This is a genomic window from Paenibacillus chartarius, from assembly GCF_042432825.1.
Taxonomy (GTDB): Bacteria; Bacillota; Bacilli; order Paenibacillales; family NBRC-103111; genus Gordoniibacillus; species Gordoniibacillus chartarius.
Window position 1 is genome coordinate 1 of record NZ_JBHLWN010000039.1, and the last position, 16,076, is coordinate 16,076.

Consider the following 16,076-nt stretch of genomic DNA (forward strand, 5'->3'; position numbering starts at 1 on the left):
CTTTCAAAAAGCGGGGTGGTCCCCACCTCTATTCCCGCCAACAGGTCGATTCCAAATATTCGCTCCTCGTCAAATCCTATCCAAGGGAGCTTTGGATGTCAAAGAAGAAAACATGCGAAAAAGTGAGAAAAACGGAGAAAACATTAATTTATTGAGGGAGAAGAGGTCGGCAGCCTGCGTACTAGCGTCATTCAAATTGTGAACGAATTAAATAAAGATGAACCCGATTATCAAGTGATTACCGAGATCATCGAAAGGGATCTGGGCTTATCTTACAAGCTCCTCAAGGCAGCTAACTCGGTTGCCTACGGTGCAGGGAACAAAATATACTCGATCAAGCAGGCTTTAGTTCGTTTTGGGATCGAGGAAATGAAAAAGTGGATGTACCTAATGATGCTTCAAGAGAAACAAAACGTGGATAATCGGGAGCTTATAAAAACATCGCTAATCAGAGGAAAGTTCATGGAGTTGCTATCACTGAAATTAGGAAAGAAGCATAGACACTTCGAATTTTTCTTGACAGGCGTGCTATCCTCCATGGATACTTTGCTACATAAGGATATGCTAGAAGTCGTTCATGAACTGCCCCTAACTCCGGATGTGAAGGAAGCGTTGCTTGGTAAAGATAACGAACTTAGACAAGTTCTAAACTTTGTACTTTTACTTGAAAGAGCGGATTGGCAGCTAGCAGATCGTCAACCGCTATTTAATTATGTACATAAAGAGATCGTTATGTCTCTATATCTCAAATCGATAAAATGGTTCATGAAGCTCAATCACTAATGCTTTCTTCATGAAAATATATAAATATATCTGGGAGGGTCAAGATGAATCTTTTCCATAGAAAAACAAAATCGTGGAATGAATACATCGGCAATACAATTTCATCGGATATCTCGCATGTTGGCGAACGAGTTAAAGAGCGTTTGGGCCTTATGGGGATCAACCAGGACTTACTTACGAAAGTGAAAGAGGCAGCTTCCATTTTAGCCCCGTACAAATCACAGATCGTAGCCCAGTTTTACGAGTCTATCACATCCGTTGAGCAACTTAATAAAATGATTGTTCAACATTCTACCCTAGATCGCCTGAGAATGACGATGGAAAAGTACCTGGAACAGTTCCTGCATGCAGAGGTCAATCAGGAGTATGTGATGACGAGGATTGTTATCGGCCAAGTCCACAGTCGCATTCACTTGACTGCGGAACATTTTATTACAGCCCACCATCTTCTGATTCAGATTATGACAACCATTCTGATGGAAAAGTTACATCATACTCCGGATCGGATGATGAAGGCTGTTCTCGCTGTTCAGAAGCTCGCGGCATTTGATCAGCAGTTAATCGTAGAAGTGTATATGGAAGAAACCTTTAAGTCTTTTTTGTTTGGCGTTTCCGATATGCTCAATCATATTTCTCAACTGGATACGACGCGACAATTGATTCGAGAAATGGATAAGCAGATGGAAGAAACCCACAGTGTTGCTGCGGCAACGGAGGAAATGAACGCTTCCATATTAGAGGTAGCGAATTATGCAACCAAGGTATCGGAAGGAACCGATGATGCCGTTCAATCCGCGGAGCAAAGTAAGCGAGTGATTAACAATGCTTTAAGCGGTATCCAACAAATGGGCGTTGTATACGATCAGGTGATGGAGCAAATGAATCACCTTCATAAGGAATTTGAACATACGCAAGATGTGGTGAAAATCATCAGAGATATTGCAGACCAAACCAATTTGCTTGCATTGAATGCCAGCATTGAAGCTGCCAGAGCCGGCGAGGAAGGAAGAGGCTTCTCGATCGTCGCGGCAGAAGTTCGTAAATTGGCGGAACATACAAAGGAACAAATCAATCAGATTACAAAGAATGTGGCGTCTTTACAAATGGTATCAAATCAAGTCAGACAACAATTAACGGAAACGGGTAAACTTGTTGAGAAAAGCGTCCATGAGGCTCAATTGGCCGATTCGGCGCTTCAAGAGATTGTGTCAACGATTCAGAAGATCAACCATGCAACGACGCAAATCGCAGCAATGGCCGAGGAGCAAACCGCTTCTGTAACGGATATCGCGTTTAGAAATTCTGTTATCTCTAACCATAGTACCGACGCTCAAGAAATTGCTAGGAAAACAGCAAAAACCGTGTTTGATCTGAGTAAACAAATAGAGGGTTACCGAAATTCTTTCTTCAACATTAACGTGAAATTAAACTTCAAGGATACGATTCGCGTCGCCAAAACCGATCATTTATTGTGGAAATGGAAAATATATAACATGCTACTGGGTTTGGAGACACTCAGTTCGGAACAAGTGGCTTCTCACGAGGTTTGCAGGCTTGGGAAATGGTATTACGGGGAATTACCGGATCAGATAAAAAATCAGGCTTCCTATAAGGAGCTTGAAGAACCTCATAAGGCGGTTCACAGTTTTGCGAAAAAAGCCGTAGAGAAATATGAATCCGGCGATGTTGCTGGTGCCCAAGAAGCTTTTAATCAGCTTCAGTTAGCTTCTGATCAGGTTATCGCTTTATTGACTCAGTTGGAGGCGGAATTGTAAGAACGTTAAAAAAATTAGGGCTTGCTGTGGGCTTCAGTTGATGGGGGCGAGTTGATGTAGCCATGACTTGCCCCCATCAGTTTTATATTTTTTTCAGTAACTTTATGATCTAATTGACGAATAATGGCGGGTGACCTTTCTAATGGCGAAAATCATGGTTGTTGATGATACAGCTTTTATGCGACATATGTTAAAATCGATCCTCACAGAAAACGGGCATGAGGTCGTTGCCGAAGCATCGAACGGTGCAGAAGCTGTAGTGAACTACAAGCATTCGCGTCCTGACTTGGTAACGATGGATATTACCATGCCGGAGATCGATGGTATCGAAGGATTAAGGCAAATCATGGAATTTGACCCGAAAGCTAAGGTAATCATGTGCAGTGCCATGGGGCAGCAGGCGATGGTGTTGGAAGCCATTAAAAACGGAGCAAAGGATTTTATCGTCAAACCCTTTCAAAACGAACGAGTAATTGAGGCCGTGAACAAAGTGCTTAGCTTGTAATGCGTATACAATTCTCTTAATAGGGGATCAAAAAGGAAGAAATGATAGAGGGCGAATTAATTTCGAGATTTATATAGATAGACAATATTTTGCCGTCACAAATGGATTCTTGTTAACCGATATTACAATGTAAGGATCATTGGAACGAGCTACACCGCGTACGATCCATTGAACCCGCCGACGTTCGCGGGTGATATAACCGTGAAGGTACGCGTGAAGGATTGTCGGGGCCGATGTCACGATGGAATATTCGACCGACGTTTCACCACCTTAATACCAAAATTTTGGCATCGTCTGCCGTCACATTCGGCGCGGCGGGCGCTGACGGGTTTGTCGTGAACGTTAATGTCTTGTCTGCTCCTGCTGGCGTTCCCGTACCAGCGTGAGTAGCCATCCCCCTCCAAACAACGTCATAACCAGAACTAAAACCATTCGTTCTGGGTCGCCATTATCACCGGAGGACCCGAGCGCTTGGATTTCTCGTGCAAGCGAATGTCACGGCGACGACGTATACGTTAACCGGTTTGACAAACGGAACAACCTACGGACGGCACGGACCCGAACAAGATTACGACAGGTGTCGTCGTCGAACCGGATGGGACGGTCCGTCATGTCCCAACCAAGATCGTTCTCATCGACGGCAAGTATTACGCGAAAATCAGCAGTTTGACGAACAGTACGTATTCGGTGGTTTGGCATCCGCTTGCATTCAGCGACGCCTCGAATCACTGGGCGAAAGACGCGGATAACGACATGGTATCACGCATGATAATCGACGGCGTCGGCAACGGCCGGTTCGATCCCGATCAGGACGTTACGCGGGCGGAATTTGCGGCGATTATCGTTCGCGCTTTAGGACTCAAGTTGGAGAGCGGACCGAGCGTCTTCCCGGATGTGAAGGAATCGGCCTGGTACAGCAGCGCAGTTCGCACCGCTTATGCGTACTACTTGATTGGCGGATAAGAAGACGGCACGTTTCGGCCGAATGACAAAATCACCCCGCGAACAGGCGATGGTCATTCTCTCCAGAGCGATGACGATTACCAAGCTGAAAGCTAAGCTCCCCGTTCAAGCGGCTGACATTGTCCTTCGAACGTATAGAGATGCACATGAGGCATCCGGATGGGCGGTAAACAGCATTGCCGACTGCTTGCAGGCCGGTATCGTATTAGGAAGAAGCGGTACTGCGCTTGCGCCGAAGGATTTCATCACCAGAGCCGAGGTTGCGGTAATGGTTGAGTGACTGCTTCAAAAGTCTGATCTGATATAGTTCGTGGTTCCTAAACTAGGGTTATCCTGTTCATGTCAGTAAGAGGCATGATCGGGATAACCCTTTATTATGGAAAAAAGGGGTTCTTGCCTTTTGGAGGAATTGAGCGGGATTTATGAGAGAAAGGCGATTGAAACAACGGTTATTTCGAGTACTCGTTGTGGTTACTTCCTTGTTCTGCGTCGCCGAAAGCATCACTTCGAGTAACGACTCCAAGCGTGTTGAAGATGTTGTCATTTTTACATATGAATGTTTGATTGTAAGTTACCTTCAGATTTTAGGGAAAAAGCTCAAGTCCGGTTAGGTATATTATGTAGACATAATTGATTTTACATATCATTGAAGTTGGCCGTGGCTAGTCAGCATTTGACAACACGTTCGGAATGGAGAAGAATATTATGAATACGAGGTTTTGAGAAATTACAACGAAGAGCATGGGGCTACCATGTGAATGACGCATAAATCATTTAATAAATGATAGGAAAACGGCAAACCAGATCGAAAGACTGGGACGCAAAGCCACGGGTCTTCTGCATACGTGCAATGATCGCCGGGTTACCCTTTCCAATATGCTGTCAGAACAAGGCACGTCCACCCGAGGGTACGTGTCTTTTGTTGTTATTCCAGAATGAAAACGGGGTGATGATCGATGGAAGAGCGTGCAAGTTATACCACCATAGAAGCCAAAGAAATCATGAATTGGAAAGAAGGAAAAATACAAGTACTGCTAGTGGATAGTGACCCCGTTTGGCAACAACGGATTGTGTCGCTAATCGATACAGAGCCGGATATGAATATATTTCATATTGCAGCAAACAAGGAATCGGCCGTTCGAGCCAGTGTGCAATTAGATTTAGACGTGATAATTCTTGATCTTGCATTAAATTCATCCCAACAGGAAGGATTCGATACAATTGACGAAGTTATGAAGCTCAAACCGTTACCTATCATTATCTTGTCTTTGCTCGATGAGCCTGAAGTCATAGTGGATGCGATACTATCCGGCGCACTCAATTATATTACCAAGATCAACTACGCAGATGTCATAAATGCAGTCAGGGAAGCCTATCGTGGGCAATCTTCTCTTCATTCCGATGTGGCATCCATTATCCGTAATGAAATTGGGCTTGTTAAGCGAAAAGAACTGCATCGAATGCTGACGACTACTGAAAAAGAAATCTTGCAGTTGATCGGTTGGGGCTATAAACAGCCGATAATCCGAGAGTTGCTAGGCATCACATCTAACACAATGAAGACGCATGTCCGTAACATTATTCGAAAATTCAACGCGCGTTCCATTCATGATGCAGCGGAAAAAGCAAAACGCAGAGGCTTGTACGTTCAGCAAGATCATATCACAAGTTAGCGCTTCGCCCTCGTTTCGAGGCGTTTCGTTCTCGTTCGACATTTTATTGAATGAATGGCGTGACGGAAAGATCACCCTCCATTTTTGCTCGTTTTATAGGTACAATGGTGGAAACAGATGGATATTACTAGGAGGTTCTTACCGGAGGTGAAAGACAAAAAGAGGATCGAAGTTGTGAAAATGGTACCACTTTAACTTCTTCGATTTCGCAGGAAAGGAATGATGACGGTGAAAATGGAGCGTGAAACATGTACAACGATGTCGATTGACCATTCAAGCTGGCGTAAATCGTTGAGAAACAATTCACAACAAGGAGGGACTAGTGATGACGCTACTCTAAAACCTATCCCCTACGAGAAAGTAGAAACTTGGTTGAAGTCCTATAAGGACTGGAAGGCGAGACTCAAGTATCTGCAATCGGAGCTTACTTACATACCAGAATTGACGCGAACACTAAATATGGTTGCGGCTCACAGCAGCGGCAGAAAACAAGAAACGGTATTACGAACAGTCATACAACGCATACAAATCACCGAACATGAAATACCGTTGCTGCTTTCCAGAATTGGCCTAATCGACTATGCTTTCTCGGCTCTCACCCCAGAAGAAAGCTTGTTTATTCGGTTGCGATATATTGATAATCTGGCGCCTTCAGACGCCATGAGCCGCCTGGCCCTCTCCCGCCGAGCGTATTTCTATCTTCGGAAGCGGATATTACGCAAGATCTATATGAAAATCAAAGATCGGGCGATTTTGTTAGATTTCGAGTCGTTTGAAGAAGACTGACCCGTTTCAGAAGATGCGAGAATGCATCTTCCTTTTTTGCGCCCATTTTCCATTTTAGTCTTTTATGACTCAATCTGTCCAACCTCAATAAATACGAAGAATATCACGACAACTAATTCGATGAGGTCAAAGTAATTGTATCACACATCATAGATTCTGTTAATACTGAATCTATCGAGTGTTCATTTGATTTTCCCCGCCTTATATTCTGAAAGAATAAGGTGGTGGAAATATTGAACTCTATTCGAAAATTATTAGGTCAGCGCATTCGCACATTGCGGGAACAAAGTGGATGGACGCAAGAGCAGCTTGCAGAGCGGGCTGACCTTCATCCTAATTATATCGGACAAATTGAACGCGGACTCAAAAATGTTTCACTGGATAATATTCATAAGCTAGCTGTTGGTTTGCGCATAAATTTATCTCAATTATTCAATTTTGATGACCAGGAGCTTCCAGCGGCGTCATCAAGGATCGTCCAAATGCTTCAACAATGTTCCAATGAAGATTTGGATTTCCTCATGCAGCATATCGAACATTTGCTGGATTGGAAACAAAAGTAAATTGTGTATCCATAGACTCACTGGAATTGCATCGTACTTGCACTGAACATTGCACTTACTCTGCTCTTGAGGTGCACAAAGTTAGCACGTGATATGCACATGATTCATGTTATGATGATAACGTGGACAAGCAGTACAGCCGCAACCAATCATGATGGCCAGCATTACCCATCGGCAAGCGCCAGTTCTTCCCCTGCTGAACAAGCGGAAAGAACTACGGCGTTTTTTTATTTTGCCAAAAATTCCGGATACGAAGGTGTTGAACCAAGCATAGGGCAGCGCCAAACATCATAGGTCCGAAACTTTCTCGCACGGTGTTGCCGAGTGAGAAAGCGGGTGATGTTGATGTATCCCTGTGACACATAACAGTAGTCGGCGAATTCATTGGTATAAACGTAACATAATTTTACAATCAGGCCTGGTCGCAATCGAGCGTTGGCACGCTCTGCGGCGAGGTCTTTTTTGTTATGCTTCCTGCTTCCCGGGAAGCGTTGGTTGCCGTTCTCCCCCTCCGTTTTGGTTTGCCAACAAACCAAAAACGGAGGGATATAAATGAAAAGAATGAATTTGCGGGAAATGTATCCTTTTTTCAAGACGGATGTATGGGTTGATGTAGACGAAGTAGTTGCCCACGAGATCCACCGTTTCGATTTGAAAGAAAATGCCTACAAACTGAAAACGTATCGCCACCGGGCCTACTATTCGCTTGACCGCGACGACGGGATTGAGCAGGATGTTTTGTTTCTTTCGATTTCACCGGAGGAATATTACGAGCGTAAACTTTCACGCCAGCAACTTTATGAAGCCATGTGCCAATTGCCGGTGAAATCCGCCAGACGGATTTATGCCCATTATTTCTTAGGCATGAGTAAAGTCGATATTGCTAAAGCCGAACATGTCGATGAGCGTGCCGTTCGTAAATCGATCTCCAGAGGATTGAAGCAGATGGAGCAGCTGCTCAAAATCATGTAATTGTAACGCCGAGGGTCCGATTTTCCCGCCAAAATGAATGGATAAATAGAAGGAACGTTTACAGTCAGCGGCTGGTTGCAACCAGCCGCTCATTTTCCATGGGAGGGGCTAGTTGTTATGTATCCGATTCGATTTCGAGATGAAGAACACGAAAGATTCTATGTTCAAATGCTGGAAGACAGACAATGCAGTGATAGTTACCACCGGGCGCTGTTCTATACATTGGGCATTTCCAAAGATACCAGAAGTCATATTCGTGACTTGTTTGATTTTTCGAATGGCGGTATTAAGCCCGAAAGTCTATCAGCCTCTTGGCAAACCGGCAGTTCCATTCGTGTGTGCCGTCTCGCCTTTAATTTGTGGAACGGATGGACCGAAGCAGGCGGAGAACGTTACTCCACTCCCCATGAACTTTTTGATTGCAGCTTCGCCATATATTTTTTTGAAGCAATTCGTCTTCGTTATCCTGACTATTGCCAAAGCCAAGAGCGGATTTTCAGAAAGCTAACCGAACATATTCGCTAAATAGTTTGCATCGACTGGAGTGACTATGGACGATGAAAGAGATTAAACAGAGAACTGTTGTGAAAGACATCAAACGTTTGAACCGAAATCCAAGATTGATGGATCGTGCAAGGAAATCTATCGCTCGTTTCAATCGGCAGACAGACGATGATAAGAAGCCTTCACAATCTCCAGTTGAATATGCGCAGCATCGCTCCATTGGGGCTGCGAAGAAAATGATGCGTGCCCAAATAGGAATGAGTGTGTATGTCAACAACAGATTGATTCGGCGTATTCAAAAAAAGCTGATTCTGCCTGATACCGAAATGGCAATGCAACAGGGGGTTGGTAACATTCAGACTGAGCCTTCGGTCACGCCTAACACGCGACTTACTCGTAGGTTGAGTCTGCGCAAGCCGGCTGATGGAAGATACCTCTTGTCTTCGGGATCGTATTTAGGAAAACACCGCTTTATTCAAAGCCGGGTTCGCGCCCGGCTTTTGCGTTCTCGAACAGATAGCTTTCCTAGCCAAATGAATCGGGATGACGGTCATTCACAACCGGCCGGGAAAAAAGAATCATTCTCTGCTTCGGTGCCTCGTTATACAAGTGGACGTATGAATCGTCATAATAGGCAATCCCCCGAAGGTATGGAGCGGCGGCATTTCAGGAAACCATTCTCCCGTATTCCTTCCGTAATATCCAAAAAAACAGGTTATTCGATCAAACGGAGGGAACGTAATTTTAAGAAATTAACGCCAATTATTAAGATGGGGCAACATTTTGGACAGGGGAAAAATCGTTCGGATGCACAAACGGAAGGAAAAGCGAACGCTATCAAAGAAATCCAACGGGCTGTGCAGATGGCGGTTTCAACTCGTCGATCTATTCAAACCGCGAAAGCTGCCGCGAGATTGAATCTATTTATTATTAGAATGGTTGTAAGAGCCGCGGCCTTGCTTGTCAAGGGATTGACGGCAGTTATGGGAGTCGGGGGTTCGATCATTGCAATTTTATGTATTGTTATGGCGATTGCATCGGTTATTTCCTCCCCCTTTGGTATCTTTATGTCTGGTGAAAATACGGATGCCGATGTGAAGCCACTTTCCCGAATCGTTCAGGAAATGGACGATGAATTTGCCGCCCGACTTGTAGAAATACAGAAATCCGCAGGAAATGTAGACCGTGTTGAATTTCATTATCTTGGCAGTGCAGACAACACGCGAATCGATAATTGGGAGGATATTATCGCCGTTTTTGCTGTGAAGACCGTCATGGATGAGAAGAATGGAATGGATGTTGTCACCCTTGATGCGACAAGAATTGGAATTATCCGATCGGTGTTTTGGGATATGAATCCAATCGAGTCGAGCGTTGAAACGATAGAACACAAGGAATCGATTACGGTAGAACATGAGGATGGGAGCACCAGCGAAGAAACGACTACTCGTTATGAGCGCATACTGCATATTACCATCGCGAGCCAAACTGCGGAGCAACAAGCCGACCAATACAAATTTACGAACGAACAGAGGGAATTGATGAAAGAAATGTTGTCCACGGAGTTTCGCCCGCTTATGTTTGCAATACTTGGTAAAGATTTGGACTATGGATTGACGCCGGATCAACTTGATATTGTTCAAAATCATTTGCCCGAAGGCACTCGTGGCAGCGATGCGGTCAAATTGGCGCTGACTCGTTTGGGCGATCCGTATAGTCAACCGAAAGCCGGTCAGGATCATTATACAGATTGCAGTTATCTTGTCCAATGGGTGTACCGGCAACTTGGGATTAACTTGCCGCGAACAGCGGCAGAACAAGCAAAATTTTGCGTGGAAAATGGCTTAATCGTAAGCGCAGCCGATTTGGTTCCAGGTGACCTTGTATTTTGGAGCTATGAGCAAAATGGCAGATTCATGGATATTACCCATGTCGGCATTTATGCGGGAGATGGTAAAGTGGTGGATGCTTCCTCCAGTCGTGGGCAAGTGGTCTATCGCAATTTATTTGATTCGGATAAACGAGTCCTGTATGGACGACCTCATCATTCTAATCAATTCCCTGATTTGAGAGACTGAAAGCTTTGAAGCTAAGAAAAATAGGAAAGCTGGCAGATGCCCGCGACTCGACAAAGGGCTTTGGGGATTAATAGCAATACAAACTCGGCTCCGGCTGCTCAAGACATGTTTGCCCGAAGCTTGTCTGGATATCCGATCCGAGGAAAGGCCGTCGGGAAGAAGAGGGACAGGAGCCCCTCTTCTTTCGGCACAAATGCCTACGACACATGATTTGAGCGTTATCGTCCAAGATGTGAAGCGCTGAATTGATTTTTACCATTGCGCTTTTTTTACTTTGTTTGAAAAAACGAAATCGTCTGAAACTTTTGGCGTCAGGGCATGTATTAGACGCCTAGAGTGCTAAAAGTATCAGCGTGTAAATGGTATGTTTACGGACAAATAAGGATTCCTTTCCCATTTCTTAGATTCACTTTCATCAGAGCTAACAAGCTATCGGCAATAAAACCTTGACGGTCGTTCCTTGTTTGACGACGCTTTCAATATGAATGCTTCCACCATGATTCTCAATGATTTTGAAGCTCATCATCATACCTAAGCCCGTCCCTTGTTTTTTTGATGTAAAGAATGGTTGCCCAATTTGCATCAGTTTGTCAGGCGGTATCCCACAACCGTGATCGATTACCACAATTTGCACTTCCTTTTCCGATGCTTGTATTTCAATTCGGGCCTCTCCGCCGTCTGGCATCGCATCGATCGCGTTTTTCAAAATGTTAATGAATACTTGTTTCATTTGGTTTTCATCGCATAATACATACAATGTACGCAAATCAGAAGTAAACCGAATGAGGACATTGCTCATTAGTGCTTGAGATCCCATCAGCGTAACAATATAACGTAATAAATGAACAATATCTTTCCGCTGCATCCTTGTTTCATGTGGCTTTGCCAGAATAAGTAGTTCCGCCAAAATCAATTCGATTCGCTGAAATTCGGAGAAGACGATTTCAAAATAGTTCGGTTTAACCCCTTCGGTTTTCATTAACTGAAGAAACCCCCTGATTGCCGTTAAAGGGTTGCGAATTTCATGAGCAATGCCCGCGGCTAATTGTCCAGCCAACGATAACTTGTCTGAATGATGCAGCAGTTCCTCTGCCTTTTTTCGCTCCGTGAGATCCTGAATCTGTGCAATGAAATACGCAGCCCCCGAATCATCGATGACGACTCTCGATGCATGCACTAGCACCCAAATGGTATGGCCATCCTTATGTACATAACGTTTCTTAACTTGAAGGGTGCAAGCCTTCCCTTCAACAATTTGCTGAAATTCTTCCAAGCTTTTTTTAATATCATCAGGGTGAGTGATGTCTTGGAACGTACAATTCATTAGTTCTTCTTCCGAATACCCCAAAATGTCGCATAACGATCGATTAGCACGGAGCCATTTTCCGGTAGGGGAAGTAAGCGCCATGCCGATCGGAGCGTGCTGAAGGGCGGTCGCAAAAAATAAAGCATCGCTATTTATTTCTGTTATCAATTCTGATCACCTCTCATTGTTGTTAAAGGGAATTAAACAAATATCTTCTTCTACAACGGATTTCATTTTCCTGTCCAGGCCGAATTAAATCCATATGTCCAGCATCAGCTTAGATTTCTTGGCTTTTTTGTCCATGGAATATTTCCTCGATTTATGGGAAGGAATGTTGATATGTGAAAACTCAACTAAATGTGAATGACTAATGGTTTGGTTAGGGGACTAATCGTTATGCTTAATAAATCAACTGCGGCCATTGGCACGATTCCATCGTTTTGTATCATCGCCTTAGCTGTAGGGCTAATGAACCATGTCATGGTCATTCCCTCTTTGTTGCAAGAGGCGAAAAGAGACGCATGGTTAAGTGTTTTGTCCATGATTGTGCCGTATACAATTTGGGCGTTACTGCTTTACTACATTATGAAGAAGACCCATCAGCAGCAGATCGTGATTTGGTTACGAGAAAATTACGGAACGATGGCTAGCATCGTGTTTCGAATTTTTTTTATTACCTACCTTTTTTTGATTGTTGTTTTGACCGTTAAGGATACAACCGTTTGGACACATGCTTCCTACCTGCCAAGAACACCGCAACTGGTTTTATCCGCTTCCTTGGTTGTATTATGCGGTTTTGCCGCTCAGTCCGGACTTCGACCTCTTGCGATTGCATCGGGTATTTTGCTGCCATTCGTCGTTATATTTGGGGACTTTGTCATGAGTGCCAATCTACCGAAAAAAAATTACACTTTACTGACGCCTATTATGGAATATGGGGCGGGGCCCGTACTTAAAGGATGCGTGTATGTGGGGGGAGGCCTTGCAGAGTTGATCATTATTCTGCTGTTCCAGCACAGGATAAAGTCGAACATTCGTCCGTGGTCACTATGTCTTTTAGGTATATTTTTGATCCTGTTGGTATTTGGGCCAGTTACAGGTGCTATAGCCGAATTTGGCCCTTTTGAAGCCTCGAAACTGCGATACCCGGCTTATGAAGAATGGCGTCTCGTTTCGATCGGAAAATATATTCGGCATGTGGATTTCTTATCCATTTACCAATGGTTATCGGGGGCATTTGTCCGTGTTTCGATCTCGTTGCTTTTGCTCATCGAGCTATTACCGGGAAGTCGTAATAAGAACGGGAAACTCGTTTGGCTGACGATTCTTGGTATCTTCATTCTAGTCCTTGTCGAGCTTCCCATTAGTGACATGCAATATGCCCGTTTTCTGAAACAGGTGTATTTGCCTTTATCATTATATATGGTTGTAGGGGTGTCGTTTTTTTTGTTAATAGCGGTGATCATCAAAAACTATACTGGGGTGCGACCAAAATGAAATTTATCCGGATATGGAAATCCATCTTTACAAAAAGCACAAATCATATGACCTCGTCTGAAACATTTGTACCTAAGCACCAAAATCACGAATTGTCACCCGAAGGTCTCCGAGCATTGTTTCGCAATTGCGCGGATGTAAAGATGGACAAGTATGACCTTGGCGATGCTGAATCCATACAAGCGGTATACCTCTTTTATTGCGAAGGTTTGGCTGATGTACAGCAAATAAACGAATACGTGCTCCCGCGGCTGGAAAGCATGCTGCATCATTCGAAACCGGGTATGGAACTGGATAAAAAGTTGGAATTGACCCAAATCGTACAGACGCAGGATATGATCACACGCGTTTTTTCGGGGCAGCTCCTTATTTATTATTCCGGTTTGAATACGCTGTACGCGTTGGACATAGCTTCTCCTCCCCATCGTAATCCTTCGGAATCAAACACGGAAATATCCATTAAGGGTCCGAGAGACGGGTTTGTGGAAGAATTAACAACCAACGTGGCCTTGGTACGGAAGCGTCTTCGCACCAACTCCCTTTGTTACGAACAGTTTACGATTGGAACAAGGAGCAACTGCAAAGTTGCTTTACTCTACATCGAAGATATCATTCAGCCTGAAATTATTAGGGAAGCACGAGCACGCTTAAAGCATATTGATATCGATATCTTGTTGGGAGGCAGTCAATTGGAAGTAATCATTTCTGATTCTTCTTCCAGCATATTTCCTCTATTGGATTATTCAGGGCGACCTGATTATGTAGCAGACTGTCTTGTACATGGGCGATTTGCAATTATTGTCGACGGTGGGCCTAATGCGATTATCGGCCCGGCCAATTTAACACTCCTATTAAAGTCGCCTGAAGATCCTTATTTTCCGTTTTATTATTCTACATTTGGGATGTTTTTGCGTTTGATTGGTTTAATAACTACATTACTATTGCCGGGTTTTTGGACTGCTCTTTCGTCCTATAATATTGAGCAAATACCGTATCCGCTCGTAGCCACAATATCAATGTCAAGAATAGGACTCCCTTTACCTGGGCCTCTAGAGGCTTTTTTGATGATCGGTATGTTCGAACTGTTCCGCGAAGCGGGGGAGAGACTGCCCAAAGCAGTCGGTCAAACGGTCGCTGTTGTCGGGGGGATTGTTGTTGGAGACGCTGCGATCCGAGCCGGTCTTGCTTCAACGACTTTACTTGTTGTAGCTGCTTTAACCGCAGTTTCTAGTTTTACATTAGTAAATCAGTCGCTCACAGGTTCGGTTAGCATTATTCGCCTTTGCGTATTGGTTTGCTCTTCCGTGCTGGGGATGTACGGGTTCATTCTATCTGTCATAGCGATTGTTTTTTATCTTTCCCGGTTAGAATCATTCGGAGTGCCTTATCTTGCTCCCTTATCCCCAATAACCTGGAAGGATGTTGTTGCCGCTGTCACCCGAAAACCATGGCACAAAATGAATCGCCGCCCCGAAATCTTAAATACAAAAGACTCTTCAAGGAGGGGGAAATCTTGATGCCCTATTGGAAAAAAGTCATCACTATGTGGTTGATATTCCCGCTTCTTTTAACGGGATGTTGGGACAAAAAGGATATTCAGGATATCAATTATATAACAAGTATCGGATTTGATTACGTCGACAACCAGTATGTCGCGTACGTACAATTGATTGATTTCTCTAGTGTTGCAAAGATGGAATCAGGTAAGCCAAACCAGCCGGTCCCCGTGTGGATCGGTAAAGGTAAAGGAGATACAGCGATAAGTGCTGTCAATGATATATATCCAACATCACAGTTGCGTCTTTTTTATGGCCAAATCAACTCGATTGTCATGAGCGAGAATGTACTGAAAAAGGGGTTAAAAGATGTTGATGAACTGCAACATAGGTACTATGAAATGCGTTACACCCCTTGGGTTTTTGGCACCAGAGAATCATTAGATAAGATTTTTGCGGCTACCCCCTTTTTCAATCTTTCCCCGTTCATGTCTGTGCTTCATCAACCGCAGGAGGGATACAAGCAAAAATCCACTATTCAACCTTTACGTTCAAGAGAATTTGTGTCTAATATCCAGGAACCGGGAATGGCAGCTCTTTTGCCTTCCTTATCCATTACCAATCGGGCTTGGTTAAAGGATGAACACCCGCATGCGATGCTTGAAATGGACGGGGTATTCGTTTTCCAGGACGGAAAATATGAAGGATGGGCCGCTGAGAAAGCCGTTCCCGGACTCCGCTGGGTAAACCCCAAAACCAATCGCAGTCCATTGATCCTTCGTCAAAATGGGGAACCCCAGGCTGCCTTATCACTCGAAAAACCAAAGGTCGACATCGTTCCGAATATCCAGGGGAAGGAAGTTTCCTACACCGTTGACGTAAAGCTTTCTGGTTATATTAGCGAGATCATGCAACCGATGTCCGAACAGCTTATGGAAGAAAAAGCGGCAAAACAAATCCAGGAAGAAATCAAAAAAACATTCGTAAACGGACTTGATATGAAATCGGATCTTTTACAGTTGGGACACGCGCTATATCGTCAGAAAAATAAAGATTGGAAAAGGTTGTACTCTGAAAAAGAGTTGATTTTGACACCGGACTCCCTTAAAGACATAAAGGTGTCCGTTCAATTGAATCACGCAGGCAAATTGAAAGCTACAAATGGGTAATACAAC

The 16,076-nt window shown here is 44.1% G+C and carries 15 protein-coding genes and 1 riboswitch; of the genes, 14 read left to right on the forward strand and 1 reads right to left on the reverse strand.

Annotation, left to right across the window (positions count from 1 at the left end; all coding sequences use genetic code 11):
• Positions 1-174: 174 nt before the first annotated feature.
• The 11 genes from ACFFK0_RS10340 (at position 175) to ACFFK0_RS10390 (ending at position 10,602) form a co-directional block, all read left to right on the forward strand.
• The gene (locus tag ACFFK0_RS10340; protein WP_377470126.1) at positions 175-783 is read left to right on the forward strand and encodes an EAL and HDOD domain-containing protein; all 609 of its coding nucleotides are present in this window, start codon (positions 175-177) and stop codon (positions 781-783) included.
• Between the two features lie 44 nt (positions 784-827).
• The gene (locus ACFFK0_RS10345) at positions 828-2,558 is read left to right on the forward strand and encodes a methyl-accepting chemotaxis protein (protein ID WP_377470086.1); all 1,731 of its coding nucleotides are present in this window, start codon (positions 828-830) and stop codon (positions 2,556-2,558) included.
• Positions 2,559-2,700: 142 nt separating this feature from the next.
• Positions 2,701-3,063 carry a response regulator gene (locus ACFFK0_RS10350; protein WP_377470087.1) on the forward strand — a complete coding sequence of 121 codons (363 nt, stop codon included), beginning with the start codon at positions 2,701-2,703 and terminating at the stop codon, positions 3,061-3,063.
• 666 nt (positions 3,064-3,729) lie between these two features.
• Positions 3,730-4,026 carry an S-layer homology domain-containing protein gene (locus ACFFK0_RS10355; RefSeq protein ID WP_377470088.1) on the forward strand — a complete coding sequence of 99 codons (297 nt, stop codon included), beginning with the start codon at positions 3,730-3,732 and terminating at the stop codon, positions 4,024-4,026.
• A 22-nt stretch (positions 4,027-4,048) separates the two neighbouring features.
• Positions 4,049-4,306 (forward strand): S-layer homology domain-containing protein, encoded by a 258-nt coding sequence (locus ACFFK0_RS10360; protein ID WP_377470089.1) that lies wholly within the window; start codon positions 4,049-4,051, stop codon positions 4,304-4,306.
• Positions 4,307-4,810: 504 nt separating this feature from the next.
• A riboswitch (cyclic di-GMP riboswitch) is annotated at positions 4,811-4,896 on the forward strand.
• Between the two features lie 86 nt (positions 4,897-4,982).
• Entirely contained in the window at positions 4,983-5,699 is a 717-nt protein-coding gene (locus ACFFK0_RS10365; RefSeq protein ID WP_377470091.1) for a response regulator, read from the forward strand.
• Positions 5,700-5,918: 219 nt separating this feature from the next.
• Positions 5,919-6,485, forward strand: a complete 567-nt coding sequence (locus ACFFK0_RS10370; protein WP_377470093.1) for a hypothetical protein — start codon at positions 5,919-5,921, stop codon at positions 6,483-6,485.
• Positions 6,486-6,718: 233 nt separating this feature from the next.
• Positions 6,719-7,048 (forward strand): helix-turn-helix domain-containing protein, encoded by a 330-nt coding sequence (locus tag ACFFK0_RS10375; RefSeq protein WP_377470094.1) that lies wholly within the window; start codon positions 6,719-6,721, stop codon positions 7,046-7,048.
• 552 nt (positions 7,049-7,600) lie between these two features.
• Positions 7,601-8,020: an RNA polymerase sigma factor gene (locus ACFFK0_RS10380; RefSeq protein WP_377470095.1), complete on the forward strand. Its 420-nt coding sequence runs from the start codon at positions 7,601-7,603 to the stop codon at positions 8,018-8,020.
• Between the two features lie 117 nt (positions 8,021-8,137).
• Positions 8,138-8,545, forward strand: coding sequence for a DUF6075 family protein (locus ACFFK0_RS10385; RefSeq protein WP_377470096.1), 408 nt, complete (start codon positions 8,138-8,140; stop codon positions 8,543-8,545).
• A gap of 32 nt (positions 8,546-8,577) precedes the next feature.
• A complete protein-coding gene (locus tag ACFFK0_RS10390; protein WP_377470097.1) occupies positions 8,578-10,602 on the forward strand; it encodes a C40 family peptidase in 2,025 nt (674 codons plus the stop codon).
• 421 nt (positions 10,603-11,023) lie between these two features.
• Here ACFFK0_RS10390 and ACFFK0_RS10395 read toward each other — a convergent pair whose 3' ends face one another.
• Positions 11,024-12,076, reverse strand: a complete 1,053-nt coding sequence (locus ACFFK0_RS10395) for an ATP-binding protein (protein ID WP_377470098.1) — start codon at positions 12,074-12,076, stop codon at positions 11,024-11,026.
• Between the two features lie 228 nt (positions 12,077-12,304).
• Here ACFFK0_RS10395 and ACFFK0_RS10400 point away from each other — a divergent pair, with 228 nt between their 5' ends.
• From ACFFK0_RS10400 to ACFFK0_RS10410, 3 genes are read left to right on the forward strand one after another with little or no spacing between them, the layout of a single operon-like run.
• Entirely contained in the window at positions 12,305-13,405 is a 1,101-nt protein-coding gene (locus ACFFK0_RS10400) for a GerAB/ArcD/ProY family transporter (RefSeq protein WP_377470099.1), read from the forward strand.
• Positions 13,402-14,922 (forward strand): spore germination protein, encoded by a 1,521-nt coding sequence (locus tag ACFFK0_RS10405; RefSeq protein ID WP_377470100.1) that lies wholly within the window; start codon positions 13,402-13,404, stop codon positions 14,920-14,922. The genes ACFFK0_RS10400 and ACFFK0_RS10405 overlap by 4 nt, the downstream gene beginning before the upstream one ends.
• Positions 14,922-16,070: a Ger(x)C family spore germination protein gene (locus ACFFK0_RS10410; protein WP_377470127.1), complete on the forward strand. Its 1,149-nt coding sequence runs from the start codon at positions 14,922-14,924 to the stop codon at positions 16,068-16,070. The genes ACFFK0_RS10405 and ACFFK0_RS10410 overlap by 1 nt, the downstream gene beginning before the upstream one ends.
• The last annotated feature ends 6 nt before the right edge of the window (positions 16,071-16,076 follow it).

Excerpts from the sequence above, each read along its gene's own strand:
- ACFFK0_RS10370 (WP_377470093.1), top strand. The coding sequence starts at position 5,919 with ATGATGACGGTGAAAATGGAGCGTGAAACATGTACAACGATGTCGATT.
- ACFFK0_RS10390 (WP_377470097.1), top strand. The coding sequence starts at position 8,578 with ATGAAAGAGATTAAACAGAGAACTGTTGTGAAAGACATCAAACGTTTG.
- ACFFK0_RS10385 (WP_377470096.1), top strand. The coding sequence starts at position 8,138 with ATGTATCCGATTCGATTTCGAGATGAAGAACACGAAAGATTCTATGTT.
- ACFFK0_RS10380 (WP_377470095.1), top strand. The coding sequence starts at position 7,601 with ATGAAAAGAATGAATTTGCGGGAAATGTATCCTTTTTTCAAGACGGAT.
- ACFFK0_RS10365 (WP_377470091.1), top strand. The coding sequence starts at position 4,983 with ATGGAAGAGCGTGCAAGTTATACCACCATAGAAGCCAAAGAAATCATG.
- ACFFK0_RS10360 (WP_377470089.1), top strand. The coding sequence starts at position 4,049 with ATGACAAAATCACCCCGCGAACAGGCGATGGTCATTCTCTCCAGAGCG.
- ACFFK0_RS10345 (WP_377470086.1), top strand. The coding sequence starts at position 828 with ATGAATCTTTTCCATAGAAAAACAAAATCGTGGAATGAATACATCGGC.
- ACFFK0_RS10405 (WP_377470100.1), top strand. The coding sequence starts at position 13,402 with ATGAAATTTATCCGGATATGGAAATCCATCTTTACAAAAAGCACAAAT.
- ACFFK0_RS10400 (WP_377470099.1), top strand. The coding sequence starts at position 12,305 with ATGCTTAATAAATCAACTGCGGCCATTGGCACGATTCCATCGTTTTGT.
- ACFFK0_RS10410 (WP_377470127.1), top strand. The coding sequence starts at position 14,922 with ATGCCCTATTGGAAAAAAGTCATCACTATGTGGTTGATATTCCCGCTT.
- ACFFK0_RS10350 (WP_377470087.1), top strand. The coding sequence starts at position 2,701 with ATGGCGAAAATCATGGTTGTTGATGATACAGCTTTTATGCGACATATG.